This is a genomic window from Candidatus Nitrospira nitrosa (assembly GCF_001458735.1).
GTDB classification, from domain to species: domain Bacteria; phylum Nitrospirota; class Nitrospiria; order Nitrospirales; family Nitrospiraceae; genus Nitrospira_D; species Nitrospira_D nitrosa.
This window is the reverse complement of the sequence record NZ_CZQA01000011.1, coordinates 127780-152708: the sequence shown is the minus strand read 5'-3', so window position 1 is coordinate 152708 and position 24929 is coordinate 127780. Positions and strand designations below refer to the sequence as shown.

The 24929-nt window shown below is 54.2% G+C and carries 26 protein-coding genes and 1 tRNA gene; 15 read left to right on the top strand and 12 right to left on the bottom strand.

From position 1 onward, the window contains the following. Nucleotides 1-151: 151 nt before the first annotated feature. Both COMA1_RS17485 and COMA1_RS17480 read left to right on the top strand, forming a co-directional pair. Complete coding sequence (locus COMA1_RS17485; protein ID WP_090750821.1) at nucleotides 152-358, top strand: 2-oxoisovalerate dehydrogenase; 207 nt, start codon at nucleotides 152-154, stop codon at nucleotides 356-358. Beyond that, on the top strand, nucleotides 355-606 hold the full coding sequence (locus COMA1_RS17480) for a type II toxin-antitoxin system HicA family toxin (RefSeq protein WP_090750820.1): 252 nt from the start codon (nucleotides 355-357) through the stop codon (nucleotides 604-606). The genes COMA1_RS17485 and COMA1_RS17480 overlap by 4 nt, the downstream gene beginning before the upstream one ends. A 30-nt stretch (nucleotides 607-636) precedes the next feature. Here the strand turns inward: COMA1_RS17480 and COMA1_RS17475 are convergent, their stop codons facing one another. After that, nucleotides 637-2373, bottom strand: coding sequence for a tetratricopeptide repeat protein (locus COMA1_RS17475; RefSeq protein ID WP_176698149.1), 1737 nt, complete (start codon nucleotides 2371-2373; stop codon nucleotides 637-639). A 194-nt stretch (nucleotides 2374-2567) separates the two neighbouring features. On the opposite strand from COMA1_RS17475, the gene galE reads away from it, so the two are divergent. The 3 genes from galE (at nucleotide 2568) to COMA1_RS17460 (ending at nucleotide 4735) form a co-directional block, all read left to right on the top strand. Beyond that, the gene (galE, locus tag COMA1_RS17470; protein ID WP_090750818.1) at nucleotides 2568-3602 is read left to right on the top strand and encodes a UDP-glucose 4-epimerase GalE; all 1035 of its coding nucleotides are present in this window, start codon (nucleotides 2568-2570) and stop codon (nucleotides 3600-3602) included. A 69-nt stretch (nucleotides 3603-3671) separates the two neighbouring features. After that, nucleotides 3672-4136, top strand: a complete 465-nt coding sequence (locus tag COMA1_RS17465) for a tRNA (cytidine(34)-2'-O)-methyltransferase (RefSeq protein WP_090750817.1) — start codon at nucleotides 3672-3674, stop codon at nucleotides 4134-4136. Between the two features lie 29 nt (nucleotides 4137-4165). Further along, entirely contained in the window at nucleotides 4166-4735 is a 570-nt protein-coding gene (locus COMA1_RS17460; protein ID WP_090750816.1) for a metal-dependent hydrolase, read from the top strand. Between the two features lie 161 nt (nucleotides 4736-4896). Here the strand turns inward: COMA1_RS17460 and COMA1_RS17455 are convergent, their stop codons facing one another. The 9 genes from COMA1_RS17455 to COMA1_RS17415 all read right to left on the bottom strand — a co-directional run bounded on the left by COMA1_RS17455 (nucleotide 4897) and on the right by COMA1_RS17415 (nucleotide 12531). Continuing rightward, nucleotides 4897-5550 carry a hypothetical protein gene (locus COMA1_RS17455; protein ID WP_090750815.1) on the bottom strand — a complete coding sequence of 218 codons (654 nt, stop codon included), beginning with the start codon at nucleotides 5548-5550 and terminating at the stop codon, nucleotides 4897-4899. A 69-nt stretch (nucleotides 5551-5619) separates the two neighbouring features. Next, nucleotides 5620-6690 carry a sulfate/molybdate ABC transporter ATP-binding protein gene (locus tag COMA1_RS17450; RefSeq protein ID WP_090750875.1) on the bottom strand — a complete coding sequence of 357 codons (1071 nt, stop codon included), beginning with the start codon at nucleotides 6688-6690 and terminating at the stop codon, nucleotides 5620-5622. Nucleotides 6691-6732: 42 nt separating this feature from the next. Then, nucleotides 6733-7614, bottom strand: coding sequence for a sulfate ABC transporter permease subunit CysW (gene cysW / locus COMA1_RS17445; RefSeq protein ID WP_090750814.1), 882 nt, complete (start codon nucleotides 7612-7614; stop codon nucleotides 6733-6735). 12 nt (nucleotides 7615-7626) lie between these two features. After that, nucleotides 7627-8463 carry a sulfate ABC transporter permease subunit CysT gene (gene cysT / locus COMA1_RS17440; protein ID WP_176698148.1) on the bottom strand — a complete coding sequence of 279 codons (837 nt, stop codon included), beginning with the start codon at nucleotides 8461-8463 and terminating at the stop codon, nucleotides 7627-7629. 67 nt (nucleotides 8464-8530) lie between these two features. After that, on the bottom strand, nucleotides 8531-9274 hold the full coding sequence (locus tag COMA1_RS17435) for an aspartate/glutamate racemase family protein (RefSeq protein WP_090750813.1): 744 nt from the start codon (nucleotides 9272-9274) through the stop codon (nucleotides 8531-8533). Continuing rightward, nucleotides 9267-9584 (bottom strand): DUF2325 domain-containing protein, encoded by a 318-nt coding sequence (locus tag COMA1_RS17430; protein WP_176698147.1) that lies wholly within the window; start codon nucleotides 9582-9584, stop codon nucleotides 9267-9269. The genes COMA1_RS17435 and COMA1_RS17430 overlap by 8 nt, the downstream gene beginning before the upstream one ends. A 37-nt stretch (nucleotides 9585-9621) precedes the next feature. After that, on the bottom strand, nucleotides 9622-10638 hold the full coding sequence (locus tag COMA1_RS17425; protein ID WP_090750811.1) for a sulfate ABC transporter substrate-binding protein: 1017 nt from the start codon (nucleotides 10636-10638) through the stop codon (nucleotides 9622-9624). A 47-nt stretch (nucleotides 10639-10685) separates the two neighbouring features. Continuing rightward, nucleotides 10686-12257: an OprO/OprP family phosphate-selective porin gene (locus COMA1_RS17420; protein ID WP_090750810.1), complete on the bottom strand. Its 1572-nt coding sequence runs from the start codon at nucleotides 12255-12257 to the stop codon at nucleotides 10686-10688. A gap of 121 nt (nucleotides 12258-12378) precedes the next feature. Continuing rightward, on the bottom strand, nucleotides 12379-12531 hold the full coding sequence (locus tag COMA1_RS17415) for a YezD family protein (protein ID WP_342672709.1): 153 nt from the start codon (nucleotides 12529-12531) through the stop codon (nucleotides 12379-12381). Between the two features lie 281 nt (nucleotides 12532-12812). Here COMA1_RS17415 and COMA1_RS17410 point away from each other — a divergent pair, with 281 nt between their 5' ends. The 10 genes from COMA1_RS17410 (at nucleotide 12813) to COMA1_RS17365 (ending at nucleotide 21996) form a co-directional block, all read left to right on the top strand. Continuing rightward, entirely contained in the window at nucleotides 12813-13994 is a 1182-nt protein-coding gene (locus tag COMA1_RS17410) for a substrate-binding domain-containing protein (protein WP_090750808.1), read from the top strand. Between the two features lie 64 nt (nucleotides 13995-14058). Next, nucleotides 14059-15603 carry an alginate export family protein gene (locus tag COMA1_RS17405; RefSeq protein ID WP_090750807.1) on the top strand — a complete coding sequence of 515 codons (1545 nt, stop codon included), beginning with the start codon at nucleotides 14059-14061 and terminating at the stop codon, nucleotides 15601-15603. Nucleotides 15604-15615: 12 nt separating this feature from the next. Continuing rightward, on the top strand, nucleotides 15616-16371 hold the full coding sequence (gene modA, locus COMA1_RS17400) for a molybdate ABC transporter substrate-binding protein (RefSeq protein ID WP_090750806.1): 756 nt from the start codon (nucleotides 15616-15618) through the stop codon (nucleotides 16369-16371). A gap of 277 nt (nucleotides 16372-16648) precedes the next feature. Continuing rightward, nucleotides 16649-18121: an alginate export family protein gene (locus COMA1_RS17395; protein ID WP_090750805.1), complete on the top strand. Its 1473-nt coding sequence runs from the start codon at nucleotides 16649-16651 to the stop codon at nucleotides 18119-18121. Nucleotides 18122-18219: 98 nt separating this feature from the next. Further along, complete coding sequence (gene modB / locus COMA1_RS17390; protein ID WP_090750804.1) at nucleotides 18220-18894, top strand: molybdate ABC transporter permease subunit; 675 nt, start codon at nucleotides 18220-18222, stop codon at nucleotides 18892-18894. Further along, nucleotides 18891-19982: a molybdenum ABC transporter ATP-binding protein gene (gene modC, locus COMA1_RS17385; RefSeq protein ID WP_090750803.1), complete on the top strand. Its 1092-nt coding sequence runs from the start codon at nucleotides 18891-18893 to the stop codon at nucleotides 19980-19982. The genes modB and modC overlap by 4 nt, the downstream gene beginning before the upstream one ends. Before the next feature lie 252 nt (nucleotides 19983-20234). Then, a complete protein-coding gene (gene lexA, locus COMA1_RS17380; RefSeq protein WP_176698146.1) occupies nucleotides 20235-20780 on the top strand; it encodes a transcriptional repressor LexA in 546 nt (181 codons plus the stop codon). A 15-nt stretch (nucleotides 20781-20795) separates the two neighbouring features. Further along, the gene (locus tag COMA1_RS17375; RefSeq protein WP_090750802.1) at nucleotides 20796-21038 is read left to right on the top strand and encodes a hypothetical protein; all 243 of its coding nucleotides are present in this window, start codon (nucleotides 20796-20798) and stop codon (nucleotides 21036-21038) included. A 233-nt stretch (nucleotides 21039-21271) separates the two neighbouring features. Beyond that, nucleotides 21272-21348 (top strand) — tRNA-Arg (locus COMA1_RS17370). A 150-nt stretch (nucleotides 21349-21498) separates the two neighbouring features. Next, nucleotides 21499-21996 carry an energy transducer TonB gene (locus COMA1_RS17365; RefSeq protein WP_090750801.1) on the top strand — a complete coding sequence of 166 codons (498 nt, stop codon included), beginning with the start codon at nucleotides 21499-21501 and terminating at the stop codon, nucleotides 21994-21996. Between the two features lie 530 nt (nucleotides 21997-22526). Here COMA1_RS17365 and COMA1_RS17360 read toward each other — a convergent pair. After that, nucleotides 22527-23717: an HD domain-containing phosphohydrolase gene (locus tag COMA1_RS17360; RefSeq protein WP_090750800.1), complete on the bottom strand. Its 1191-nt coding sequence runs from the start codon at nucleotides 23715-23717 to the stop codon at nucleotides 22527-22529. After that, nucleotides 23714-24922, bottom strand: coding sequence for a response regulator (locus tag COMA1_RS17355; RefSeq protein WP_090750799.1), 1209 nt, complete (start codon nucleotides 24920-24922; stop codon nucleotides 23714-23716). The genes COMA1_RS17360 and COMA1_RS17355 overlap by 4 nt, the downstream gene beginning before the upstream one ends. Between the last annotated feature and the right edge of the window lie 7 nt (nucleotides 24923-24929).

The following is a 24929-nucleotide window of genomic DNA, read 5'->3' as shown; positions in this document are numbered from 1 at the left end:
TGTCCACTTAGGCGGGGCTACCGACATCCTCGACGTGGATGCTGAAGGGGAAATTGGCTGCCCAACGAAGTCTCATAAAGAATCCAGCAGGGCTGGACAACGTAGCAACACCAAGCTACGATGACCAAGGAATACTTGATGAGGCTTAATAATGAGCGAATTGATCTTCCTTGTCGAAGAAGCCCCTGATGGTGGATTTACCGCCCGCGCACTAGGCCAATCTATTTTTACTGAAGCGGATACCCTGGCAGAATTGCCTGAAAAAGTCAGGGATGCAGTCCGCTGTCACTTTGAGGAAGGAAAGGGCCCAAAAATTGTTCGCCTCCACCATGTTCGCGAAGAAGTTATCGCCGTATGAGGCTTCCTCGCGATCTGTCTGGAAATGATCTCGCCCAAGCACTTCGCCAGCTCGGTTATTCCATTACTCGCCAGGCCGGTAGCCATCTTCGCCTCACGACGCTTCAACATGGCGAGCACCACATCACAATCCCACAACATTCACCGCTCCGTATTGGAACGCTTTCGGCAATTCTTACTGATGTCGCAACCCATTTTGACATCAGTCGCGATCAGCTCGTGGCTCAACTCTTTGGACCAGGTAAGTAGCATCGAGGAATAAAACAGTGGATTCGATAGTCAGCGAGCTTCGATAATCCTAAACCGGACCTCGTCCACATACGAATAAGCCGAGGTCTGTTCTCCAGCAAACAGGCCGCAGCGGTAGAGGCCTGGAGACCAGCCTGTTTTCGGAGGGGTGAGAAGAAAATAGCCCGAGCGATCATTCGTGGTGGTCATGACGCGATCCTGGACCAGCGTCTGCTGGTCTTCCGTCATATCACGAGTTTCAACTGAACATCGCGCAGTCAGTGGCACGGCATCGAATGAATCCGACAGCAGTCGAAACACCAAATAAATTTCTGATTGAGTGGTCGAGAATGTGTCGCCAGGATTGAGGGGAATGAACTCGTGGGCGCCGGTTGGAAAGTCATCGCGCACGACTTTGGTCGCCGGAATCACGAATCGAAACCAGCTGAAATCGGCGTCGCGACCGGCAATCGCCGCCCCTGTTTCCAACGTCTTCTGTGCCTTTATTCTTTCAGTTGCCCTCGCATAGAGGGCTTCTTCCGATGGTACGGGCTGGTCACGTACCTCGCGTTCCCTGTTCGCCTCTTCCTCCTTCAGCTTCACCAGCTCAGGAACATGGGGCTTCACCTTATCGAGCCACCGAGCAATTTTGTCCTTCGCAAGCACGCGAGTGCCGGCTGGAAAGGGGACATCCTTATTCGCCTGCTCAAACTCAACGGCTGCGTCATACAACAGTTGAAAGTGGATGAAGGCTTCGTCCCACCGTTCTAATTTCACATAACACTGTCCCATCCGGAACGTCGTATCTGCAAAATCCTCCTCGTTCGGATTGAGGTTCGAGATATTGCCGAACACCGCGAGCGCCTCCTCGCACCGGTCCAATTCCATGAGCGTCAGCCCTAATTGATGGGTGGCGATGGGATCACTGGGATTGAGCATCAGCAACCGACGATACACCGGTTCAGCTTCTCGGTATCGCCCTGCCTCAAACAACTTCCAGGCATCCGACCGCATGGCGGCCCATTCCTTCAGCTGTGTGGCAGAGGCCGTGGGCGTCAGTGCCGGGGTGAAGCGTCGCCCTCGCTCCATCGACTCATGGAGCTGGGCAAGTTGATTCTTGGCCGGTAGCTCAAGAGGAGAACCAGGCGGAACGTGTTCCAGTACATAACGAAGATCAGCATCCGCGCCTGAATAATCCAGCACGTCAAAGCGGGCACGGGCCAAGGCTAGTCGCCAGCCCAGGAACTCGGGCTTCAGTTCCACCGCCCGCTGATAGGACTCGAGCGAATCCTCCAAACGATCTATTTTTCGAAGCTCCTGTGCCAACCGCCAATGGGCCAGTGGATTCTGAGCATCAATCTGTGCGATGGAGCGAAGCTCGGCAATCGCCTCAGCTTCCTGTCCCCACCGAACCAGCACTGCCCATTTCGCCCAACGGACATCCAGCGCAGCAGGCTCTGCAGCAAGAGCTTGATCGTAGGCATGAACGGCTTCCTTTGGATCGCGAAACGTGGAAAGAATATCCCCGCGCAACTTATGAAGAGCAGGCGCATGTGGATGGGCATGTACCCCTTGTTCGAGCAATTCAAGCGCTGAGGTCACTGCCCCACTGTCCCAGGCCGATTTGGCCTGTTCAACTATCTGTTCAACCGAAGCCCTCCGCCCATCATCTGCGAGAGCGCAGGGAGCAGCTACCACAACAAGCACCAGCAGGCTCACCACTCGAACCACTTGAGCGAAGGGCTGCTGTCGCCTCCCGAAGCCTCGCCTAGCAGATACTACGATCATTGTTGTGTTGTACACTCCTCTGCCTGTGGAACTCACTATACCAAGAAGCAGAGCAAATATATCCGACAGGGCTTCCATCATACCGCCCTTCATAAGTCGCACCGTTGATTCAATCCATTCCTTGACCGCCATTCATGATCTCGTTAGTCTAGCCCAAGTCGAATCCCTGACAACAATTCTACTGGAGGTACGCCGTGATTTTAGTGACAGGTGGTGCCGGGTATATAGGTTCTCACACCTGCGTCGAACTACTTCAGGCGGGACATGACGTGACCGTCTTTGATAATTGCTGCAACAGCCATCCTGAATCACTCGAACGTGTCCAACGGATCACAGGAAAACAGCTCCGCCTCATCCGTGGCGACATCCGAGACCATGATGCGCTAGTGACGGCGCTGCGGGAAAGTGGCGCACATGCGGTGATTCATTTTGCGGGACTCAAAGCCGTCGGCGAGTCCGTGCAACAACCACTCGCCTACTACGACAATAATGTCGTCGGGTCTCTGCGTCTGTTGGAAGCGATGGGCCTCTGTGGCGTCAAGACGCTGGTGTTCAGCTCCTCCGCCACGGTGTACGGCGACCCGCAACGGCTGCCGTTGACGGAAGATCATCCGCTTTCGGCAACCAATCCCTACGGGCAAACGAAACTCACGGTTGAGCACATCCTCCGTGATGTGCAGCGCAGCGACACCTCATGGCGTATCGGGATACTCCGATACTTCAACCCGGTCGGCGCGCACGAGAGTGGATTGATCGGAGAAGATCCGCAGGGCACGCCGAATAACTTGATGCCGTTCGTGGCGCAAGTGGCGGTCGGCCGTCGTCCGCACCTCAACGTGTTCGGTGAAGACTATCCCACGCTGGATGGGACCGGCGTACGTGACTACATCCACGTCGTGGACCTCGCCATCGGGCACCTTAAGGCACTGGAAGCGCTTGGGCGTGCACCGCACCAAACGGAATGCCTTACGGTCAATCTGGGAACCGGGACTGGGTACAGCGTACTGGAGATTGTGCGGGCATTCCAACAAGCCAGCGGCAAACCGGTGATATACAAGATCGCGCCTCGTCGACCAGGCGACGTCGCAGCTTGTTACGCCGATCCTAGCAAAGCAGCTGCCCTACTCGGCTGGCAAGCGAACCGAAGCCTCGCCGACATGTGCGTCGATACGTGGAAGTGGCAGAGCTTCAATCCTCACGGGTACAATTCTCCCAACCCCGTAACCTAAGCTATGCCGTGGCAACCCACCTCAGGATCGTCGTGCCGCAGATAGCGGTCGTGTTACACTCCCCCCTAGATGTTCGACGTCATTCTCTATCAACCCGAGATTCCTCCGAACACCGGCAATATCATCCGCCTCTGCGCCAACAGCGGCGTGCGACTGCACCTGGTGAAACCCTTGGGATTCTCCCTCGAAGATAAACAGTTACTACGGGCCGGGTTGGACTATCATGAGTTTGCCACACTCAGCGTCTATGAGAATTGGCCCGAGTGTGCCGAACGGTTCAACAATCGCCGTCTGTTTGCGGTTTCCACCCGGAATACTCAGCGTTACGATCGCATCACCTATGCACCGGATGATGCATTTCTGTTCGGTCCAGAAACCCGTGGACTCCCAACCGACTTACTGGAAGCCTTCTCAGCAGAACGACGCATTCGTCTCCCAATGCGTCCGGAGAGTCGTAGCCTCAATCTCTCCAACGCGGTCGCAGTGGTTGTGTATGAAGCCTGGCGGCAGATGAATTTTCAGGACGGACGCTGACATTCATTCCGTCAGCAGTAGAGAGCTTCATGGCCTCGGCATTCTCCCATGCATTCGTGGCACTCACACTCGATAAGATCACCGCGCATCGTGCGATGAGATGGCCGGTCCTCCTGACCGGTGCAGTCTGTTCCATTGTACCGGATCTCGATGTGATCGGATTTGCCTTCGGCATTCAGTACGGTGGCCTCTGGGGCCACCGCGGCATGACCCATTCCCTCTTCTTCGCCGGCCTACTCAGCGCCGTGCTCGTTGCTCTCAGCTATCGGCAGGAGTCACGGGCCACCAAAGCAGGAATAGGATTGTATCTCTTCTTTTGCACAGCATCCCATGGCGTTCTCGACGCAATGACAGACGGAGGCCTTGGCATCGCCTTCTTCTCTCCATTTGATCTCACCCGATATTTCTTCCCATTTCGACCGGTCGCCGTATCCCCAATCGGCATTGGCCAATTTTTCAGCCTGGATGCGTTGCGCATCCTCACCAGCGAAATCACGTGGATCTGGATTCCGTCCATTGGGCTGCTGCTAATTTCCCACATTCTTCGACGTCTCAGAACGACGAATTCCCGGACAGACTGTCGGATACCAGGCCAATAGTTTAAGTCGCCGTTGCCTTCTTGGTCACCTTCTCCGAGCAAGTTATTCCCATGTCTCTTTCCCGAATAGCAAGATCGCGATATTACGCTCCAATGCTACTGGTCACTCGTACGAATATGCTTTCTCCACAATCAATGCAAGGGACTGCGGATCCCCCCTCATCATTGAACATGAACACTTGGAAACTTGGCCGGAAACTGTTTCTCCAGTCCTGCCGTCAACGTATCGGCAATCGCATGGCCATGTTGTTCCATTGCATGCCACGTTTCCGCCTCGTGGCCGTAATCCTCCTCTTGCAACTCCTTGATCAGCTCAAACTGATGAGCTCCATGCGCAGCGAACAAACCTCGCACCGCATCCTTTGGTAGATAGCGATTGATCCCACTGAAGAATGCGGCGATCTCCTCGGCATTCGAAGCATAGTCGGCCCGGGCCGCATCCTGCCGGCTCTTGCTTCCAGCAACGGTGGCTTCGGAATAGGCTTTGATCGCGCCAGAATGCTTGACCAGGAGGGTAAAGAGCTGCTCCGATGCCGCTTCGCCGTAGAACGGGACAAACACGTTTGCAATCTGTTTGGCATTAGCCGTCACGGACTTCTCGGCATAGTCCAGCGCTTTGCGATTATTCGTCGTGTTGTCCAATGCGACATTCCGGATCCAAAAGTTATGCCCTGACCACAGATCACGCAGGACGGCCTTGAGGTCCGCTGCACTCCGAGGATTACCACCTGCCGCCAAGTACCCTTCGTGCGCACTCCCTGCGAGGCCAACGATCGCGAGCACGAAAATTGCCATAACCCGAGACAGTGAATTCATATAGAACCTCCTTTTATTCACGATGAGTGGGGAGGTCTCGCTCCCAGCCTTATGATTAATACCCTTTGATCAACCGGAACTCGGCACTTTGAACACATGCAATTGTTTCGGGTGTATAAAGACCACATCGCCTTGCTGAATCTTCAACTCCCGATACCGCTCCTTCGTCAATTCCACGACAATCAGTCCAGGGGATTCCTTCGACTCTAACTCTAGATGAACTCTTGCGCCCGCCGCGTTGACAAACTGCACCATGGCTTCCAGCTGTTCCGGCATGGTCCGGCTTGGACTTAGTTCTAGATCATGAGGACGCACAAACGTCACTTCCTGTTCGTTCGACAGATCATCGCCTGAAGCGCGCACGATGCCGTCCTCTCCCTCCACCATCCGCCCATGCGACAGACGTCCATGAAACACATTCACATCGCCGAGAAATTGATACACGAACGGTGTCGCTGGATTCTCATACACTTCATCCGGTGTGCCGATCTGTTCGACATTCCCCTGATGCATCACCACGACACGATCAGCGACTTCCAATGCCTCTTCCTGATCGTGCGTGACGAGAATTCCCGTGATGTGCAGCTCGTCATGGAGTCGACGCAACCAGCGGCGCAATTCTTTCCTGACCTTGGCATCCAGCGCGCCGAACGGCTCATCCAATAGCAACAGTTTTGGCTCCACGGCCAATGCACGAGCCAGGGCGACACGTTGTCGCTGTCCGCCTGACAGCTGACTCGGATATCGATCAGCCATGGCCTGCAGCTGGACAAGCGTCAGCAATTCACGGACTTTCTCCTGAATCCGCGATGTCGAGGGGCGTTGCGATCGAGGCTTCACCGTGAGTCCAAACGCCACATTGTCCGCTACGGTCATGTGACGAAACAGGGCATAATGTTGAAAGACAAACCCCACTTGGCGTTCCGTGATCCGCTGATCGGTCACCTCCGTCCCGTGCAGAACGATCCGTCCTTGATCAGGTCTTTCCAGTCCGGCAAGAATTCTTAACAACGTTGTCTTGCCGCAGCCAGAGGGACCAAGCAGGGCGATCAATTCCCCCGACTGCACATGAAGGTTGACGTCATTCAGCACCGTAAAGGCGCCGAATCGTTTGGTGACATGGTCGACTTGAATACTCATGTTGAACTCCCCAGGTTGGATCATTCTTACACGTCACTGCTTTCAAATTTTCCGCCGATCGGGCGACATAGTTTTTCGTTCGATCACGGTTTTCGCGATCAGGGTCACAATGGCTAGCAACGTCAACAGCGACGCCACCGCAAACGCCGAGACGCCGTTGTACTCGTTGTACAAAATTTCCACGTGCAACGGCATCGTATTGGTCAGCCCTCGGATATGACCGGAGACCACCGACACCGCGCCGAACTCGCCCATCGCGCGCGCATTGCACAGGATGACCCCGTAGAGCAAACTCCACTTAATGTTCGGCAGCGTGACACGGGTAAACATCTGCCAGCCCGAAGCCCCCAGAGTGAGAGCCGCCTCCTCTTCCTCTCGCCCTTGCGCCTGCATCAGGGGGATGAGCTCGCGCGCGACAAACGGCACGGTCACAAAGATCGTGGCCAGCACGATCCCGGGCAACGCAAAAATCATCTTGATCTCGTGCTCAGCCAGCCATGGGCCAAGCCACCCTTGCGCTCCAAAGAGGAGGACGTAAATTAAACCGGAGATGACCGGCGAGACAGCCAAGGGTAGATCGATCAGAGAAATAAGAATGTGTTTGCCGACGAAATCGAATTTGGCGATGGCCCAAGCCGCGGCCACCCCGAACAGGGCGTTCAGTGGCACGGCGATCGCCGCCACCAGAAGCGTCAAGCGGATGGCCGCCAGCGCATCCTCATCCACGAGAGAACCGAGATACCCGTCCAGTCCATGCTTCAATGCTTCAGCAAAAATTGCTGCCAATGGAATAAGGAGAAAGAAGGTGAGGTGCAAGGCTGCCGCCCCGATCAACAGTCGTCGGACAAGCATACTCTCCGTCGTGATCGAGTCTTTCCATTGCACGCTCTTCTCGGCGGTCGTCGTGCTGCTGAGCAAGCTCATGTCTTCCTCTTTCTAGTGATTCATGTGGCGAGCACTGCTCCACCATTGAAGCAGATTGATCGCCAAGGCCAGCGCAAACGAGACCACCAACATGACTACACCCAGAGAGGTGGCGCCCGCATAGTCATACTGTTCCAACTTGGTCATGATGAGGAGCGGGGTGATCTCAGACTTGAGCGGCATATTGCCCGCGATGAAAATCACCGAACCGTATTCCCCCACGGCACGAGCGAAGGCCATGGCAATTCCCGTCAGCAGTGCCGGCCACAGCTCGGGGACGACTACCGCCCAAAATGTTTGCCACCGGTTGGCCCCTAGTGTGGTTGCCGCCTCTTCAACCTCTCGATCCAAATCTTGTAGTACCGGCTGCACAGTCCGGACGACGAACGGCAACCCGATGAAGGTCAACGCGACCAGCACACCCAGGGGGGTGAAGGCCACCTGAATGCCTAATGGTTCGAGATAACGCCCGATCCACCCGTTCGATGCATAAATCGAGGTGAGCGTAATGCCGGCCACGGCGGTCGGTAACGCAAATGGAAGGTCCACGAGGGCATCAACAACGGAACGGCCCGGGAAACGGTACCGAACCAACACCCAGGCAATGATCGACCCGAAAATTCCGTTGATAAGGGCTCCAACAAGCGATGCGCCGAATGTCAGTCGGTAAGATGCGATCGCTCGAGGATCGGTGACGACAGTCCAAAACTGCTCCCATGACAACGCACTGGTTTTCACAAAGAGCCCGCTGAGTGGAATCAATACGATGAGGCTAAAATAAAAGAGCGTAAACCCTAGGGTCAGGCCGAATCCTGGAAGGACGCTGGGCTGTTTCAAGATGGCGTTCATGATATTATTATCCTTGCTAGACGTTGAAGCACTCCCAAACCTATAAAACCGTCTCTGTCGTCACGACTCAACGATGGATGAGGTTCTTCCCGTCGGAATATCGCTCCGCTGGCACCCGATAACGCAACGCGGCCCGAGCCAGTAAACGCGTCGAGTCCAGCAATGGAACAGCCGCCTGGTATCCCGCCATGAGCAATGGCAGCTCCGTACAAGCAAGGATCACGGCTTCTGCGCCGTTGAGCGCCATCTCCGCAATCACCTTCTGGACAAATAGCGCTGACTTCACCGTGCACAGTCCTGCGATCAATTCATGCCGAATGATGTGCTGAATTCGAGCACGATCATCCAGCGTGGGAGCAACGAGATCGATATTGGCTTGGCCCAACGGTTCCGAATAGATCGCACCTTCCACCACGGTCTGAGTGCCGAGAATTCCCACTCGACGCCAACGTCGGGCTTCTACTTCCTTCACCACGGATCTCGCAATATGAATCCATGGAACCGGCGACTCGACTAATCGAAAGGCTTTATGCAAGGTATTGTTCGGGCAAATAATGACGTCGGCTCCGACCTGTACCAATTTAGATGCCGACTGGATCATCAGCGAAGCCACCGCGTCCCAATCGTCCTGATCGATCGCATCGAGATACCGGTGTAGCGAGATCGAATGGAGCGTGATCTCAGGATGCGCATATCGGCGCTCCATCACACTCTCTGCTTCCTGACACAAGGTCCTGTAACAGAGCGCCGCTCCCTCCGCCGTTCCTGCCACAATCCCGATATGCGGGATACGCTCCACAAGATTATCCATGGGCGGACAACTTTCGGTATTGCTTCAGATCAAAGCAAGCCGAACCCAGCTGAGAGCCGACATCACGCTGCTCGCCCCGGTTTAGAAAGTACACCGGAAGGCCGCGGCGCGACGCTTCCCCACGCACCCGTTTCGCAAGCGCATGGCTGACACGATCCAACACGACGACGACAGCTTCTGTCGCTTTGGGGATGGTCCGGACGAGATCACGGTGCTTCCGTCCTGACCAATGTTCTACCCGACTGCTCCTGCCTTCTGTTCGTTGCCGGAAGACCTCTGCAGAGTCTCCCCCTATAATCAGTAGGTTCATGCCCATCCTCGTTCGAACTGCCCACTCGGCGGATTCGTTATTTCGGCTTGTAGATTTCGTCAAATATGCCGCCATCGGAAAAATGCGTCTGTTGCGCTTTTTGCCATCCTCCGAATACCTCATCGATCGTGAATAAATTCAACTTGGCGAATTGCCCTGCGTACTTTGCCGCCACAGTCTGGGCTCGAGGGCGGTAAAAATGCTTGGCGGCAAGTTCTTGCCCCTCATCTGAATAGAGATATTGCAGATAGGCTTGCGCCACCGCTTCTGTCCCTTTTCGCGCCACCACCTTGTCCACCACGGTGACGGTCGGCTCGGCAAGGATGCTGATTGACGGGGTCACAAGCTCGAATTTTCCCGCACCAAGTTCCTTGAGCGCGAGATACGCCTCATTCTCCCATCCAACCAGCACATCCCCGATCCCCCGTTCGACGAATGTCGTAGTGGCTCCGCGCGCACCGGTATCAAACACCGGCACATTGGCATAAAATTTTCCGATGAACTCCTTGGCCTTCTCTTGATCATTGCCGTACTTTTTCAGTGCATAGCCCCAGACCGATAAGTAGGCCCAGCGTGCTGCTCCTGATGTTTTCGGATTTGCTGGAATGATGGCCACACCTGGTTTCACGAGATCGTCCCAATCCCGAATACCTTTGGGATTTCCTTTCCGAACTAGGAACACGATCGTGGAGGTATAGGGAGCACTATTGTGAGGAAGGCGACTTTGCCAGTTGCGGGGAATCACCTTGGCTTTCTCGGAGATGGCGTCGATATCGTAAGCCAAGGCAAGCGTGACGACGTCCGCATCGAGGCCATCAATGACCGCCCGCGCTTGCTTGCCCGAGCCTCCATGCGATTGCTTCACGGCAACGGTTTGACCTTTTTCCTTTTGCCAATGCTTCGCAAAGGCGACGTTGAACTCCTGATAGAACTCCCGTGTCGGATCATAGGAGACGTTCAACAGTGTGACGTCCTCCGCCTGCACAGACAGTGGGCTGACCACAAGAAACAGCGCACCTACGGCGATAACTATCCTTTGCCAGAGACTCTTCATGCTCTATCCCTCCCGTGTAAATATAAATTGATCCATTGTCGGTCCAATTAGAATGCGAGTTGCATGCGGGTTGAGAAGATCCGCTCATCAGGACGATCCTGCACGTTCGTTCCCGCAGCGTTAATGGCCGCAATACCGTCCCCGGCACCGCCGGTGAAGGTCGTTTGTCCATAATTCAACGCCAGTCTCACACTCTGATTGAGGTACCAGTTCACCCCGACCGTCCAAGAGCGTGCACGCCTTGCGCTTTCAGAAAGATTTGCATATCCCCCCGTAAACGATGTCCCGGCAGGGTTCTTGAACGTGTCATCATCCAGAATAATTTCGCTATAGCGTCCCACGAGCTCCCAAGCCCCCCAGCCTTTTCCAAATTCAAAATTCTTCAGAGGCGTCACGCCACGAAACGAAGCCGTTTCGCCGGTCAAGAGATATGAAACACTGACATGCCAGGCTTGATGGTGTAACTGACGGCCACTGTTAGGAGTAAAAACGGTGTTCGAGCCCGGACCGCCGGCCGCTGGCGACCCTCCGGTGGTCACACTGACATCCTGAATGACGCGGGCATATTCGGACAGAATCCCGAGAGGGCCCCAGTAATAATAGGCTTGTGGCGAGATTCGTAGCCGCATGCCATCGGCGACAGCCGCACCGCTGTATCGAAAAAACGTGTTCTGACCGTCAGTGAGATAGCCGGAGAGGCCGTTTCTTGTGGCATCGGCCAAAGTTGTATCCGTAAAGTTCAGATTCCGCTCACCGGCCACATCCGTATAGGTGACCGCTGCTCCGATGCCGAGCCCACTCAACACCGACGCGTCATTCACGAAGGGTGTGGCAAACACTCGCCCCGTGAACTCTTTCCGACTATCAAACTCAGGGCCGGTGCTGATATTGCCGCCGTCACTTACCCCGCTCATGATGCCAAATGCATAATTCAGTCTGTCCCCGAAGAGATCACCATGCACCGCGATGCCCAGATCGCGGTTCGGGAGAAGCGTGTTCGTCACATAGCTCCGCTCCAGAAACTTGATATCCGCGGCACTTTGCAAGCGTTCTAACCCGACGAAGCTCTTGAATTTTCCGACGCGTATCTTGAAGGCTGGATTCAATCTGGCATCGATATAGCCGTCAATAAGAGTAACCGTTCCACCGGCGAAGTCGGGCATGATGCGAAAGTCATACTTCTCGAACAGTGTCCCTTCCAGAGTGGGCCGAAGCCGACGAAGAAGCCACCCGTCACTAGCACCATGGAAGCCCGTTTCATTGAGATCGCCGGCACGTTGATCCGTGCGATTACGCACATCGTTCGCGCCCTCGATAAACAGTCGATGATCGGCCTGTAATATGCCGCGCAGCCGAATAATATGACTCCCGTCTGCCGACTCGACGGAGAGTCCGGAGCTGCCGACCTTAGGAACCGGCACAGTTCTCTTTGCATTTTCTGCAGCTTCTTGATCCAACTCCCGCTTTCTCTTCAGAACACGCACTTCTTGATCCAACTCCTCAAATCGCTGTTCGAGTGACTTCTCCGGCGTTCCCACATCCTGCACCTGAGCCTGCACCCCGGACCCGACACTGACGCTCATCACCACCGTCACTCTGAGCAACCACAGCCTTCTCATGGAGGAATCTCCTTCTTGTGAGGGGAACCTCCGGTTGTCCGGTCAATCCACCGATTGATATTGTTAGGAATGCAGGATTGGCTCCCAGGATATGGGTGGCCGAGCTACCGTGCGCCTCTCCTTATAATGAAGAGAGACTAAGTCCGCTTTTCTGAATCTGACCTTTACGGCCGCCCATTCGCATCTTCTCTTTCCGTTCGATTTGCACGACTCGGGAGTCGTGGACAGTGATCTCTACCGACCCGAACCGAAGTCCTTTGAGCGCGAGTAAAATGGCCTCTTCAACTTCTTGATCCGAATACGACCCTCTGGCTTCTTGCTCTAGCCTGGACACAGCCTTACCCCTCCCCCTGAACGTCATGTTTTAATCATCATAAATCCGATCAAGATTAATTTTCAGTGTTTATATCGTAAGTTTATTAACATTGTCAACAATCAATTTTACAAATATTTATAAAAATAATGATTCAAATTTATTCTATTACGCTCATCACAATGCACCGATGAGTTAAGTTTAATTGACATATGTAAAGTTATATTGCTATACAGTGCGCCATGAGCACTCAACATCAACAGACTAAAGACTCGGCCCAGTTCACGAATCACCTGCGATCTGTTCGTACCAAACATGGATTTTCACAAGAAGAACTTGCTGTGCGGGCTGGCGTGACCAGACAGGCTGTTTCGGCCATTGAATCGAACCTCTACCTCCCGACAACCGCTGTAGCCCTCCGGTTGGCTTCGGTGCTGAGTTGCCGTGTGGAAGACCTCTTCAGCCTTGTCCCAACCGAAGACATTGTGGAAGGCACGTTGATCGGGTCGCTTCCTCAAGCTGAGACGAGCACCCACCCAATCCGTGTCAAAGTCTCCTCCGTTGGAACGCGAACGGTCGTGCGACCTGTCACAGACTTAGGCGAGCAACTCTCCTTTGCTGTCCCTGCCGACGGCTATGTCACCGAGACATCCGGCAAGCAGTCCGGCACCACAGTTCGTGTGAAACTCTCACGAGATCGAGAAGCCATTGAACAAGAAATCTCCGTGGCCGGTTGTGACCCTGCGATTTTCTTGGTCGGTGAACATTTGCGACGCCATAAAGACCGAACCACCGTCGTCGGCTGGACCATGAGCAGCATGGCGGCTCTCCAATCCTTGCAACGTGGCGAAGTCCATGTAGCCGGCATGCACCTCTTCGACCCGGTGACGGGCGAATCGAACTTGCCGTTTCTCAGGCGATCTTTGAAAGGATCCGGCTATGAGGTTGTGACCTTTGCGACCTGGGAGGAAGGCTTTCTCGTTAGAGCCGGGAATCCCCTATCCATCCGCTCAGCTGCCGACCTTGCAGAGCCGATGGTGACCCTGATGAATCGAGAAGAGGGATCTGGAGCAAGACTGCTGCTCGATCAGCAGTTACGGGCATCCGGGATAGAACCAGCACAAGTTCGAGGGTATGACCGTATCGTCTCGACGCATTTCGAGGTGGCGAGGGCTATTGCAGAACGTCGTGCGGAAGTTGGTATTGGAATTCGCTTTGCCGCGCAACACTTCGGGCTCGACTTCGTCCCGCTGCAAGTCGCGCGGTACGACCTGGTCGTCCCCAAACCCTATCTCAAGTCCCATCCGACGTTAACGCACCTGTTTGAAACCCTCGTTAGCCGTCCTTTTCGAGATGAGATCGAAGCCCTCGGAGGATACGACACGAGCGAAACCGGGAAACTCCATGCCCTGCGAGTCGCCTGATCACCTTTTTTCAAGATTTAAAAATACACTTTCATAACAACCGTCGGAATGAAGAGTAGCGTCTATGTCGATTAAATCGTTATGGTGGGTCGTACTCACGGTGCCGCTCGTTCTGATAGCAACGAACCAGGCGAAGGCCGTCGAGTATGGCGAGCTGGTAGAGAAAGACGGAAAATGGGTGTTCAAGGAAACCGAAGACCCCGTGCTCAAACTCATCCATGATAAGCATCTGATTACGGATGAGGATTACTTCAAATCTACGGATCGTACTGGGAAGAATTGGATCGAACCGGCCGATGCGGTGCTGAATCAACAACGAGATATTGATTGGGTTCATTATGAAAAATCCCTGCTCCGCTTGCCAGATTGGCTGGACCTTGGATTCGAAAACCGGACCAGATTCGAATCCTACGACCACCCCTGGCGCACGAACCAAGCGATCGGCAACGGCCGGACGGATGGGCAGCTCGCGTTGCGCTCACGTGTTCGGATTGGTTTGGGCGGCGACGGCCCGTTGAAGCTGCTGTTTGAGGGGCAAGATTCACGTTCCTTCTTCGATGGAGATCGCGGAGATTTCCGTGATACCACCACGGTCAATGAATTCGATATCTTACAATTAGTCGGGTCCTTAACCGTAAACAACGTCTTTGGCACCGGGCTCCGCACCGATCTACACTTCGGCCGCATGACCATGGACTTCGGCCGACGGCGCTTGATCGCGCGGAATGACTACCGAAACACGGTCAATTCTTTTGACGGATTCCACTGGCAACTCTCTCAAGGAAATACCTGGAGGGTCCGGGCATTTGCGACGCAACCGGTCGTGCGGGATGACGTGCGGCTCGATCAGCAATATCACAACCTCTTGTTTTGGGGAACTTATCTGGAGAGCAAACATTTCCCCTGGTTCCAAATGGACGCCTATTATTTTGGCCTGAACGATCAACGAGTCCCCAACGGGACCGCCCACCGAACCTACTCGACTGCCGGAGGCCGTTTGTATAAGGACCCCAAGCCGGGGGAGCTTGACTATGAAATCGAGACCTCCTGGCAAACCGGTCGTCGCGGCATCACCGATCACTTCGCCCATTTTCAACACCTTGACGTCGGATATACATTCAACAGTCTCTGGACCCCTCGACTGCTGTTTCATTTCGACTATGCCAGCGGCGATCACAAGCCAGACGACAGCCAGGATGAAGGATTCGACACTCTATTCGGCGCACGGCGATGGGAGTATGGGCCGACCGGCATTTGGGGCCCGCACTCCAGAACCAACATGATCTCGCCGGGTTGGCGGCTGATCCTCACCCCCGCATCCAACGTGATTCTGCAAGTAAAACATCGCGTCTGGTATCTGGCTCAGGACAAGGATTTCTTCGGCACTTCCGGCTTACGGGACACCACCGGGAATTCCGGCACGTCGTTGGGACATGACGTGGAACTTCGCGCCCAATGGGCAGTCACCTCCAATCTTGATTTTGATGTCGGGTATGTCCATTGGTTCAAAGGATCGTATTTTAATAGCCCCACCATCCTTGCTCAAATGCCCGCCGGTGGAAACAAGGATTCGGATTATTTTTATGCTTCGATACGAGTTCGGATCTAGAAAGGATTAATCATGAAACAGAGGATTTTTACATGGTTTTTTTTCGTTGTCGTCGCGCTGGCGGTCACACCGGCCTCGGCCGAGCAAGCGCTAGTGGCCGTGGCCGCCAATTTTGTGCCCCCGTTTCGTGAAATCGCGATTGAATTCGAAGCGGCCACCGGTCACAACGTCAGAGTCGCGGCTGGATCATCCGGGAATTTCTATTCACAGATCAAGAACGGCGCCCCCTTCGACGTGTTCTTTTCTGCCGATAGGGAACGCCCTAAGCTGCTGGAAGACGAGGGGCTGGGGGTGAAGGACACCCGCTTTACTTATGCAATCGGACGTCTTGTGCTGTGGAGTCCGAATACCGACCTCATCAAGGGAGAAGCAACTCTGCGCTCAAAAAAGTTTACACGCCTGGCCATCGCGAACCCCAAGACGGCCCCCTATGGTCTCGCGGCGATGCAAGCGATGCAGAAACTGGAACTGTGGGAGAGCATACAGCCCAAAATCGTCATGGGGGAGAACCTCGGCCAGACGATGGGATTCATCGAGTCCGGCAATGCCGACTTAGGCTTCGTAGCCCTGTCTCAGGTCATGGCCCCGAAGATCAAAGGGAAGGGATCTCTGTGGGATGTTCCCAGCAACCTTCACGAGCCGATCAAACAGGACCTGATCTTGCTGACGAAGGGAAAGGACAACCAGGCGGCAAAAGCCCTTATGGAATTCATAGGTGGACCTCAGGCCAAAGCAGTAATTGAACGTTATGGATATGAATTGCATTGAATAGCAAAATGGTTTGAGCAAGAAGTAGAGCATGATGGATATGCCCCTGAATCAAGTCCGGATCGTCCTATGTGATCCCCAATTCTATTTTCCAATCGCCTCAAATCCCCCTGCGTTGATACGGATGTTGAAGCCCTAGGCGGATACGGCTGCGAAACTGGGAAACCCTTACTCTACGAGCCCGCATGAGATTGTTCTCATGAAGACGGTTGGCTCATCATGATACAAGTATGGGGTGGTCAATATTTTTGGAATCTGGTCTGCTGTAATAGGAGTTATGAAATGGCTCGTCAGCGGACCTGCATTAGCTGAAGGACCGATGACTGAGCCGCCACCGTCAGTCCAGACCAAACTTGCCTCAAATCTTTTAGAAACGAGCTCCAACATCAAACAGCGGGCAGACGCTCAAACCGGAAAAAACTGGATCGAACCGGCCGATACGATTCTCAATCGACGGCAGGAGATCGAGTGGAGTCGATACCTCAAATCCGGACTGCGCCTTCCTGACTGGATTGACTTGGGACTCGAGCAACGGACTCGATTCGAGTCGTATAGCCACCCCTGGCGGGCAAACCAAGCCATTGGAAATGGACGGACTGATGGACAAGTACCTCTGAGGTCGCGAGTTCGCTTTGGATTGGGTGGAAACGGACCATTGCGATTTCTTTTCGAGGGGCAGGATTCGCGTTCCTTTCTAGATGGAGACCCTGGAGATTTCAGAGACACGACCACGGTCGATGAATTCGACGTTTTACAGTTACTCGGATCGTTGACCTTGCGGAATGTGATGGGTACCGGGTTACGGACCGATTTTCATTTCGGACGCATGACCATGGATGTGGGAAAGCGACGGCTGATCGGACGAAACGCCTTTCGCAACACCGTTAATTCTTTCGATGGTCTTCACTGGCAAATCAGTCAAGACAAGACCTGGCGACTCCAAGCCTTTTTCGTGGAACCGGTCATCCGAGACGAGGTAAGTCTCGATACACAGAACGACAAGTCGCTCTTTTGGGGAACTTATTTTGAGAGCAAACATTTCCCCTGGTTTCAGTTTGACGCCTACTACTTGGGCCTGAACGATAGGCGCGTGGCGAATGTGTCAAACCATCGCACCTATTCCACGTTCGGAGGACGCCTCTATAAAGATCCCAAGACGCAAGAGCTGGATTACGAAATTGAAAGTTCCTGGCAAATCGGAAACAGAGGCGTGATTGACCATTTTGCCTATTTTCATCATCTGGATCTCGGATATACGTTCGATCTCCCCTGGACGCCAAGGGTTGTTTTTCATTATGACTACGCCAGCGGCGATCATCGGCCTGATGATAGTCAAGATGAAGGGTTTGACACTCTGTTTGGCTCCAGACGTTTTGAGTACGAGCCGACCAGCCTCTGGGGTCCATTTTCCAGAACAAACCTCAGTTCACCGGGTTGGCGATTGATCGTCGTGCCCGCGCCTGGCTGGATTCTCCAAGTCAAACATCGCGTCTGGTATCTCGCGCAGAGCCGGGATTTCTTCGGCAATTCTGGCTTGCGAGATGCGACAGGCAACGCCGGCGCTTCTTTAGGACATGATGTCGATCTTCAAGCCCAATGGGCGATCAACGCCAATCTGGATTTCGATGCTGGATACGTCCATTGGTTCAAAGGCTCGTATTTCGATCGGCTCCCCGCCTCTGCAGGCTTACCGGCTGGAGGAAATAAAGACAGTGATTATTTTTATATTTCGATGCGAGTCAGGATCTAGACATGGCTAACCATGAAACAGTCGATTCACGAACTTGACACCCGACAATAAATGCGAACCATCAATAGATGCCATCGTTCACCGCGAAGAAAGTACACATGGAAGCCTTAACAGAGCTAGATCTGAGTGCACTGTGGGTCACCGTACAACTCGCCGCTACGACGGTGGCCGTGCTCCTTCTCATCGGCACACCACTTGCCTGGTGGTTGGCCCACACCCGCTCACGCATCAGACCGATCATTGAAGCACTGGTTGCGCTTCCCATCGTGCTGCCTCCCACCGTCCTTGGATTTTACCTGCTCATTGCGCTCGGTCCCTATGGGCCGTTCGGACGAGTGGCACACGTCAATCTCGCGTTCACATTTACCGGACTCGTCATCGCCTCGGTCTTCTATTCCATGCCGTTTGTGATCCAACCGCTCCAAGGGGCGTTTGAAGCCGTCGGGAAAGCCCCGCTGGAAGCAGCCTGGTCACTTCGTGCGTCGAGACTCGATGCCTTCCTGACCGTGGTCTCGCCGATCGCCCTGCGTGGATATATCACTGCCATCGTACTGGGGTTCGCACACACGATCGGTGAGTTCGGCGTGGTCCTCATGGTCGGTGGCTCGATTCCTGGAGAAACACGCGTCCTCTCCACAACGATTTTTGAGCATGTGGAAGCTATGGAGTATGGCCAAGCCCATGCGATCGCGACTGTCTTGTTGACCTTTTCGTTTCTCGTTTTGCTGGCTGTGTACGTCGCAAACCGTCGATTTCCCATCCACGTCTCATGAGTCTCTTACGAGCAAGATTTGACCTGCGATTGTCGACATTTCATTTGAATGTGGATCTCGATGTACCGATATCGGGTATCACCGCGATCTTTGGCCCCTCCGGATCAGGCAAAACCACGCTCCTGAGATGTCTCGCCGGACTTGAGCGAGCTCCACATGGCTTCATGCAATTCGGCGAGGAAGTCTGGCAGGACGAAACAACGGATCTGTGCCTGCCTCTCTATAAGCGTCCGATCGGGTATGTCTTCCAAGAGCCGCGCCTGTTTCCTCATTACAACGTCCGTTCGAATCTGCGGTACGGCTACAACCGCATTCCCTCGAAAGAACGCCGCATTACGATGGAACAGGTCGTTGAGATCCTCGGCATCGGCCATCTGCTTGAGCGCCGCATCCACAAACTCTCCGGCGGAGAGCAACAGCGAGTGGCCATCGGCCGAGCGCTGCTGACCAGCCCCAAACTTCTCTTGTTGGATGAACCGCTCGCCTCTCTCGATATTCAACGTAAACAAGAATTACTCCCGTTCATCCGCCGACTGCATCAGCAACTACACATCCCGGTGGTGTATGTCAGCCACGCGATAGCTGAAATTCTTCAACTCGCAGATCGCATCGTCCTGCTGAAAGAAGGCCACGTCGTGGGAGTCGGTGCGCTCAACGAGGTGCTGACCGATCTGCCGTTTCGAGGCAGCTTCGGCTCCCATCGAATCGGCGCAATTTTTGACGCGCACGTTACAAGCCACGATGCTCAGTACGGACTGACTCAGCTGGAATTCAAAGGCCAGTCCCTCTTCATTCCACTACAACCAGCCACCATCGGGCAGTCCATGCGCGTGCACATCCTGTCTACCGATGTCACCCTCGTCGTCGGGCGGGTGGGCTCCCCCACCAGCGTGCTGAATATTCTTGAAGCGACGATCGTTGAGATACGGGAGATCAATCACACGTCGGTGGACATTCTGTTGGACATCGGAGCACCCCTGGTCGCCAGTATCACGAGAAAATCGCTGATGTTGTTAGGATTGAAACCAGGTCAGCGCGTGTTTGCCCATATCAAAGCAGTCGCGTTGAACGAAGAGTTCGCGGAATAGCGCCTCTCTCCCCAGTTTCTGTGGATAAGCCTGTGGTTAAGTATCCCCACCGATGCCGAACACACGCTACGCCCTCATATCGAGCTTCTTGCCTAGTTTTTGGTCATCATCACGGCCGCATATCCCGGCACATGGGGCAAAGACCAATTTCATACATGTTTTGCACATCCTCCACTATCTCCAGCCTGAAATTCCTTCTATACTGCGATCCGCTTGACGAGAACAAAGCGATGTGTTACCAATGGATACATCATGAAACCACAAGACGTCAGACGCCTTCGAGAAGAATTAGGTCTCACGCAGCAACAACTGGCTGATGCCCTGCACACAACTCGCGTATCCGTCGCACGGTATGAGGCCGGCATGCGGAAGATTCCCGGCATCGTCTCGGTCGTGCTCAATCAATTACGACAAAAAACCGAGGTTCCCATGGCCGGCCTTGTTGCCGCTGGAACGCCAATCGAACCAGTCTCGCAAGCGGAACTGGTTGACGTCCCACCGAGCATGTTCCAGGACGGAAAAACCTTCGCCTTGAAGGTCAAAGGCGAGTCGATGAAGGACGAAGGCATTCTCCCCGGCGACTTGGTCATCGTCCGTAAACAAGAGACCGCGAAGAATGGACAAATGGTCGTGGCTCTGGTCAATCGTGAAGCGACGATCAAGATCTACTACAAAAAAGAACGCCATATCGAGCTGCGTCCGGCCAACGATACGATGCAGCCGATTATTGTCCGACCATCCGACGAGTTTCAGATCGAAGGGCTTGTCATCGGCGTCATTCGGCATTGCGCTCTTTAGAAAAGGAGTGGGATCATGCCAGCACTCATCTCCGTCACGAGCGATCAGCTCATCAAGTTAGAACAAACGGTAGCCGCCTTGGATGATCGACTCAAACACCTCCAAGCGGGATTACGGACAGCCAAGATCACTTCACCGGCGAAACGGTTGTGGATCTTGACCGGCTCCCGACAGACACGTGCTTTTATGTCCTCCGTGTGCAATCAACATATTCGCCCCAACACAAAGGTCACGACTCATGATGGCCCAAGCACGTAACGTACAGTCGGAGACTGCCGCAGGCCCCTGTTCAGATTGCGGGGCGGTCGTTGAGCAACGAATGGAATCGATCGACGGCTTTACCTGCTCCATGGTCCAACTCTGTCCCGCCTGTTGGAACGCCCATAGACAGCGGCAAGTTTTCGCCGGCGGATGCTGCGGTTGACGAAAGAGCAAGAAGTATCCGCCCTCCCCTTCCAATCTGTCTGCCAGTGCGTTACAGTTCGGCTCACGCCCCCGTAGCTCAGTTGGATAGAGCAGCGGTTTCCTAAACCGCGGGTCGTACGTTCAATTCGTATCGGGGGCACCAAACCTTTCCTTTTTACGTTCAGGCAGTGACAAAATAGTGCACCACCTCACATCGTGTTGTGAAGCGGATTCATCTCCTCATAACGGACGATGCAAGAACGAAGATCTGCACCTCTATCTCGATCCTGCTCCTAGACGGCGAGACGCAAGGATGACTCGGCAAGGACGTTCAACAACGGATCACGGAGCTATGACCTACGACTGGCAGATGGTTGAAGGGCAATGGGGTGTCAAATGGACACTGCTTGTGCTCTGTATCCTGGGCCTAGTAAGCTGCTCGCACAAAGGAACCCCCGTCGGAGCCGCACAAACACACGTACAGACTCCTCCGAAGGCTATGGCCGATGGGGCAACGCCTGGATCGAAGGGGTATCTTGCGCTCGTGCAACAGCGCATCCGTAATGTCTGGAAAGCCCCGGCGCTGGATTTTACGAATCGCACCTATACGACGGTCGTCAAGTTTCGGCTTCATAAAAATGGATTAGTCAGCCTAGTGAAAATCGAGCAGTCATCCGGCAATGAGTCCTATGACGCCGCAGGGAGACAGGCGGTGCTCAGTGCCAGTCCACTACCGGCCTTTCCGCCCGATCTCTCACATGCGTACGTTGATGCCCATATCACCCTGACCGCTCCCTCAGAGAAGGAGTGACTATCCGTACAACCAGCCAGTCGATGAGCGCTGGACGCCCCAAGCACGAATCATAGCCCAGAAAGCCATCTCGCTTTCCAGGCCAGAAAAAGATGGTCAAGAAATAGTATCCAACCAACTAGACTCTTTCGTCATTGAGCCATGTATTTCTGACATGGTAAGGCACCTCAGCCTCAGACAGGCGGGATTCGTTGGCTAGGTCTATGGTACGTGATGTCGGTTACCTATGTGGTATCGGGGGCCGTAACAGTAAAGCTCCCTCCGAATGGTTCCGCGCTCCCCACCGACAGAAGACCGGAAGCTTCCTCCTCCAGCGCTGTCAATGATGAATGCCCTGGAATCCGAACCGACGCATCAGGCGGCCGCCCCAATAGCAGCCACAACGGTTCCCGACATACTGCACTTCCTCCTACAGTCGCAGACAGCCGAGCACGCCATGGTGCTCAAGATACAGCTCACGCATGCGGCACACGAGATTCCAGGTGTTCTATCTAGACGCGCTGTGCAACCCACAGGTCGGACACATGAATCTACGCGACTTTCCGTGACTCTTCCGGATCCGTCTCCGCAGATCCTTCATTAGCCGAGACCAGCACAATAAATGGCTCCTTCACACCAGTCATGCGCGCGGAACTCTGAATCCGCAACGTGATGGACTCGTTTATTTCCTGCCCTTTCGACGCTAAGACAACATCGCTGTTGGTCCGAACATCTTCGCCAAGAATCATGCCCAACCGCAGCTGGCAGGCTCTTATACGGTGAACGTCGTATTTGGGACTATCGGCAATTACCTCATCCAGGGCGTTCAAGACGTTCGGATCATACCGGCCCGTCCTGTTCTTAAGGTCGTTAATCGCTTGCAGCCTAGTCTTGCCGGCAGATTCAAGAGCATCGAAATCCAGCGCCACTTTTAGAATTCTCGCTTCCACGGGGGCCGGAGAGGAAGAACGAGCGTGGTCCGGTCCAGCGCCACTGTCGTAGTGTTTATCCTGAAGCCGGATGATGTCTCCGACGTGTTTCATACGGGGAATCTTGGCCACCAAATCAGCGGCAACATAGGGATGCTGATTGTATAGTTGTGATTCGTCAGAAGTAAGCGGTTCTCCTCGGTAAACCTTCTTCAAAACCGCTTCCGGCAAGATGACACAGCCAATCTGAGATAAGAGGGCCGCAATCTTGATCGGCCATAATTCCGCGATGTGCATATGTCCGGCGATCGCTTCAGCCAGTCTCGTGATGCGGGTGGAGCGGCCGAACGCCTCGGGGTTGACCAGCGATAAAACTTCGCATAAGACCTTGATGCTACCGCTAAGCGTCTGCTCTAAAAGTTCCCGTTCAGCCGTGACCAGCCGATACTGAGAGACTCCGGCCGTGAGGGCGTCTGCCAATTGATCTGAGGAGCAGGGCTTCGTGAGGAAGCGAAAAATTTGCCCTTGGTTGATGGCATTGATCGCTGATTGAAGGTCGGCTTTGCCGGTCAACAGCAGACGCGTTGTATCGGGCGATAGTTCCCGCACCTTCGACAAGAACTGAATTCCATTCATTTCTGGCATTTGGAGATCCGACACCACCACTGAAAACGGGCCCTGTGTTGTCAAAACCTGCAAGCCTTCCGTCGGTCCAACAGCAATCTCCAGTGAAAACTCCTTGCGTAGCTGCCGTCGGTATCCCTCGAGTATATTCACATCATCGTCCACGCATAGAATTCGCTCGTTCATCATGCTGACTCCTGTCTGGTATTCTCAGCAAGATTTCGCCAGTACGGCACTCTATCGGCCAGCTTGAGCCGCTCCAAATAGGGTAGATCCAACGAAGAAGATAGGTATTCCATTGCTGGCCCGGCAATTTCTTGATGGAGGACCTCAGCCACATGGACCGCGGTCACTGGGCTAAAATCATTTGTCGGAAACTCTCCCGGGCAATGATGAAGCGAGACGGCCTCTACAATTGAGGGACCAATTCCCCAAAGTGCCAATAGGTATGCGCCAACTTCGGCATGAGTCACGCCAAACTCGCTCTGTTCTATCTCCCAGAGCTTCATTTTCTGAGCGCGTGCCGTTTCGAGTAGAGAGCGATACGACTCCCCGCAACCGGCGGCCAGCATGAGAATGCCTATGTCGTGAAGCAAGCCGCCTATAAAGGCTTGCTCGACCTCTACCCTCGGCCGTCGTTCTGCTTTAGCGATAGCACGTGCCAACATGCCGGTCATCATCCCTTTCGACCACAAGGCGTCAATATGGAACGCGCTCACCTGCTCACCGGGAAATTGCGTGAACACATCGGCCGTCAGCATAAGCGACTGAACAATATCCACCCCAAGAAAGTTCACGGCCTCTTCCACCGTTGATACGTTCGTGGCCAACCCGAAGTATGCGGAATTGACGAGTTGCAACACCTTGGCTGTCATCCCGGGATCCTGCGCAACGATGTCGCTCACAGCCCTCAACGACCAATTGTCTGACTCCACCAAATTCTTGATCTCAGAGTAGAGCCTCGGCATGCTCGGAATGGTCTGCATCCGTCCTACCACCGCTCGAAGACTGTCGTTCTTCAGTGCCCCCGGCAAGACACATGCCCGTTGAATCGTTGCCTGAAGCACCTTCGCTTCGCAGGGCTTAGCCAGAAAGAGATGCGTGGCACTAATCGATTGCAATACCATCTCCTTATCGGATTGCCCGGACAAGATGACTCGAATGACGTGGGGATATCGCCGCTGGACTTCCCGTAATAACTGAGCCCCATCCATACCAGGCATCCGCATATCCGAGATAACAATATCGATAGCAGACTGCTCGAGAATCCTCAGCGCCTCTTCACCTCCACACGCAAAGAGCATATTCCATTCGTCCCGCATAGAGCGCAATGTACGTTTCAAGCCATCCAGAATCCTCTGCTCATCGTCGACGAAAAGAATGTGTTTCATCATCGCCACA

What these genes read in the sequence shown, in the direction of transcription:
- COMA1_RS17485 (WP_090750821.1), top strand. Translation starts at nt 152, where the DNA reads ATGAGCGAATTGATCTTCCTTGTCGAAGAAGCCCCTGATGGTGGATTT.
- COMA1_RS17480 (WP_090750820.1), top strand. Translation starts at nt 355, where the DNA reads ATGAGGCTTCCTCGCGATCTGTCTGGAAATGATCTCGCCCAAGCACTT.
- COMA1_RS17475 (WP_176698149.1), bottom strand. Translation starts at nt 2,373, where the DNA reads ATGATCGTAGTATCTGCTAGGCGAGGCTTCGGGAGGCGACAGCAGCCC.
- COMA1_RS17465 (WP_090750817.1), top strand. Translation starts at nt 3,672, where the DNA reads ATGTTCGACGTCATTCTCTATCAACCCGAGATTCCTCCGAACACCGGC.
- COMA1_RS17460 (WP_090750816.1), top strand. Translation starts at nt 4,166, where the DNA reads ATGGCCTCGGCATTCTCCCATGCATTCGTGGCACTCACACTCGATAAG.
- COMA1_RS17455 (WP_090750815.1), bottom strand. Translation starts at nt 5,550, where the DNA reads ATGAATTCACTGTCTCGGGTTATGGCAATTTTCGTGCTCGCGATCGTT.
- COMA1_RS17450 (WP_090750875.1), bottom strand. Translation starts at nt 6,690, where the DNA reads ATGAGTATTCAAGTCGACCATGTCACCAAACGATTCGGCGCCTTTACG.
- cysW (WP_090750814.1), bottom strand. Translation starts at nt 7,614, where the DNA reads ATGAGCTTGCTCAGCAGCACGACGACCGCCGAGAAGAGCGTGCAATGG.
- cysT (WP_176698148.1), bottom strand. Translation starts at nt 8,463, where the DNA reads ATGAACGCCATCTTGAAACAGCCCAGCGTCCTTCCAGGATTCGGCCTG.
- COMA1_RS17435 (WP_090750813.1), bottom strand. Translation starts at nt 9,274, where the DNA reads ATGGATAATCTTGTGGAGCGTATCCCGCATATCGGGATTGTGGCAGGA.
- COMA1_RS17430 (WP_176698147.1), bottom strand. Translation starts at nt 9,584, where the DNA reads ATGAACCTACTGATTATAGGGGGAGACTCTGCAGAGGTCTTCCGGCAA.
- COMA1_RS17425 (WP_090750811.1), bottom strand. Translation starts at nt 10,638, where the DNA reads ATGAAGAGTCTCTGGCAAAGGATAGTTATCGCCGTAGGTGCGCTGTTT.
- COMA1_RS17420 (WP_090750810.1), bottom strand. Translation starts at nt 12,257, where the DNA reads ATGAGAAGGCTGTGGTTGCTCAGAGTGACGGTGGTGATGAGCGTCAGT.
- COMA1_RS17410 (WP_090750808.1), top strand. Translation starts at nt 12,813, where the DNA reads ATGAGCACTCAACATCAACAGACTAAAGACTCGGCCCAGTTCACGAAT.
- COMA1_RS17405 (WP_090750807.1), top strand. Translation starts at nt 14,059, where the DNA reads ATGTCGATTAAATCGTTATGGTGGGTCGTACTCACGGTGCCGCTCGTT.
- modA (WP_090750806.1), top strand. Translation starts at nt 15,616, where the DNA reads ATGAAACAGAGGATTTTTACATGGTTTTTTTTCGTTGTCGTCGCGCTG.
- COMA1_RS17395 (WP_090750805.1), top strand. Translation starts at nt 16,649, where the DNA reads ATGAAATGGCTCGTCAGCGGACCTGCATTAGCTGAAGGACCGATGACT.
- modB (WP_090750804.1), top strand. Translation starts at nt 18,220, where the DNA reads ATGGAAGCCTTAACAGAGCTAGATCTGAGTGCACTGTGGGTCACCGTA.
- modC (WP_090750803.1), top strand. Translation starts at nt 18,891, where the DNA reads ATGAGTCTCTTACGAGCAAGATTTGACCTGCGATTGTCGACATTTCAT.
- lexA (WP_176698146.1), top strand. Translation starts at nt 20,235, where the DNA reads ATGAAACCACAAGACGTCAGACGCCTTCGAGAAGAATTAGGTCTCACG.
- COMA1_RS17375 (WP_090750802.1), top strand. Translation starts at nt 20,796, where the DNA reads ATGCCAGCACTCATCTCCGTCACGAGCGATCAGCTCATCAAGTTAGAA.
- COMA1_RS17365 (WP_090750801.1), top strand. Translation starts at nt 21,499, where the DNA reads ATGACTCGGCAAGGACGTTCAACAACGGATCACGGAGCTATGACCTAC.
- COMA1_RS17360 (WP_090750800.1), bottom strand. Translation starts at nt 23,717, where the DNA reads ATGATGAACGAGCGAATTCTATGCGTGGACGATGATGTGAATATACTC.
- COMA1_RS17355 (WP_090750799.1), bottom strand. Translation starts at nt 24,922, where the DNA reads ATGATGAAACACATTCTTTTCGTCGACGATGAGCAGAGGATTCTGGAT.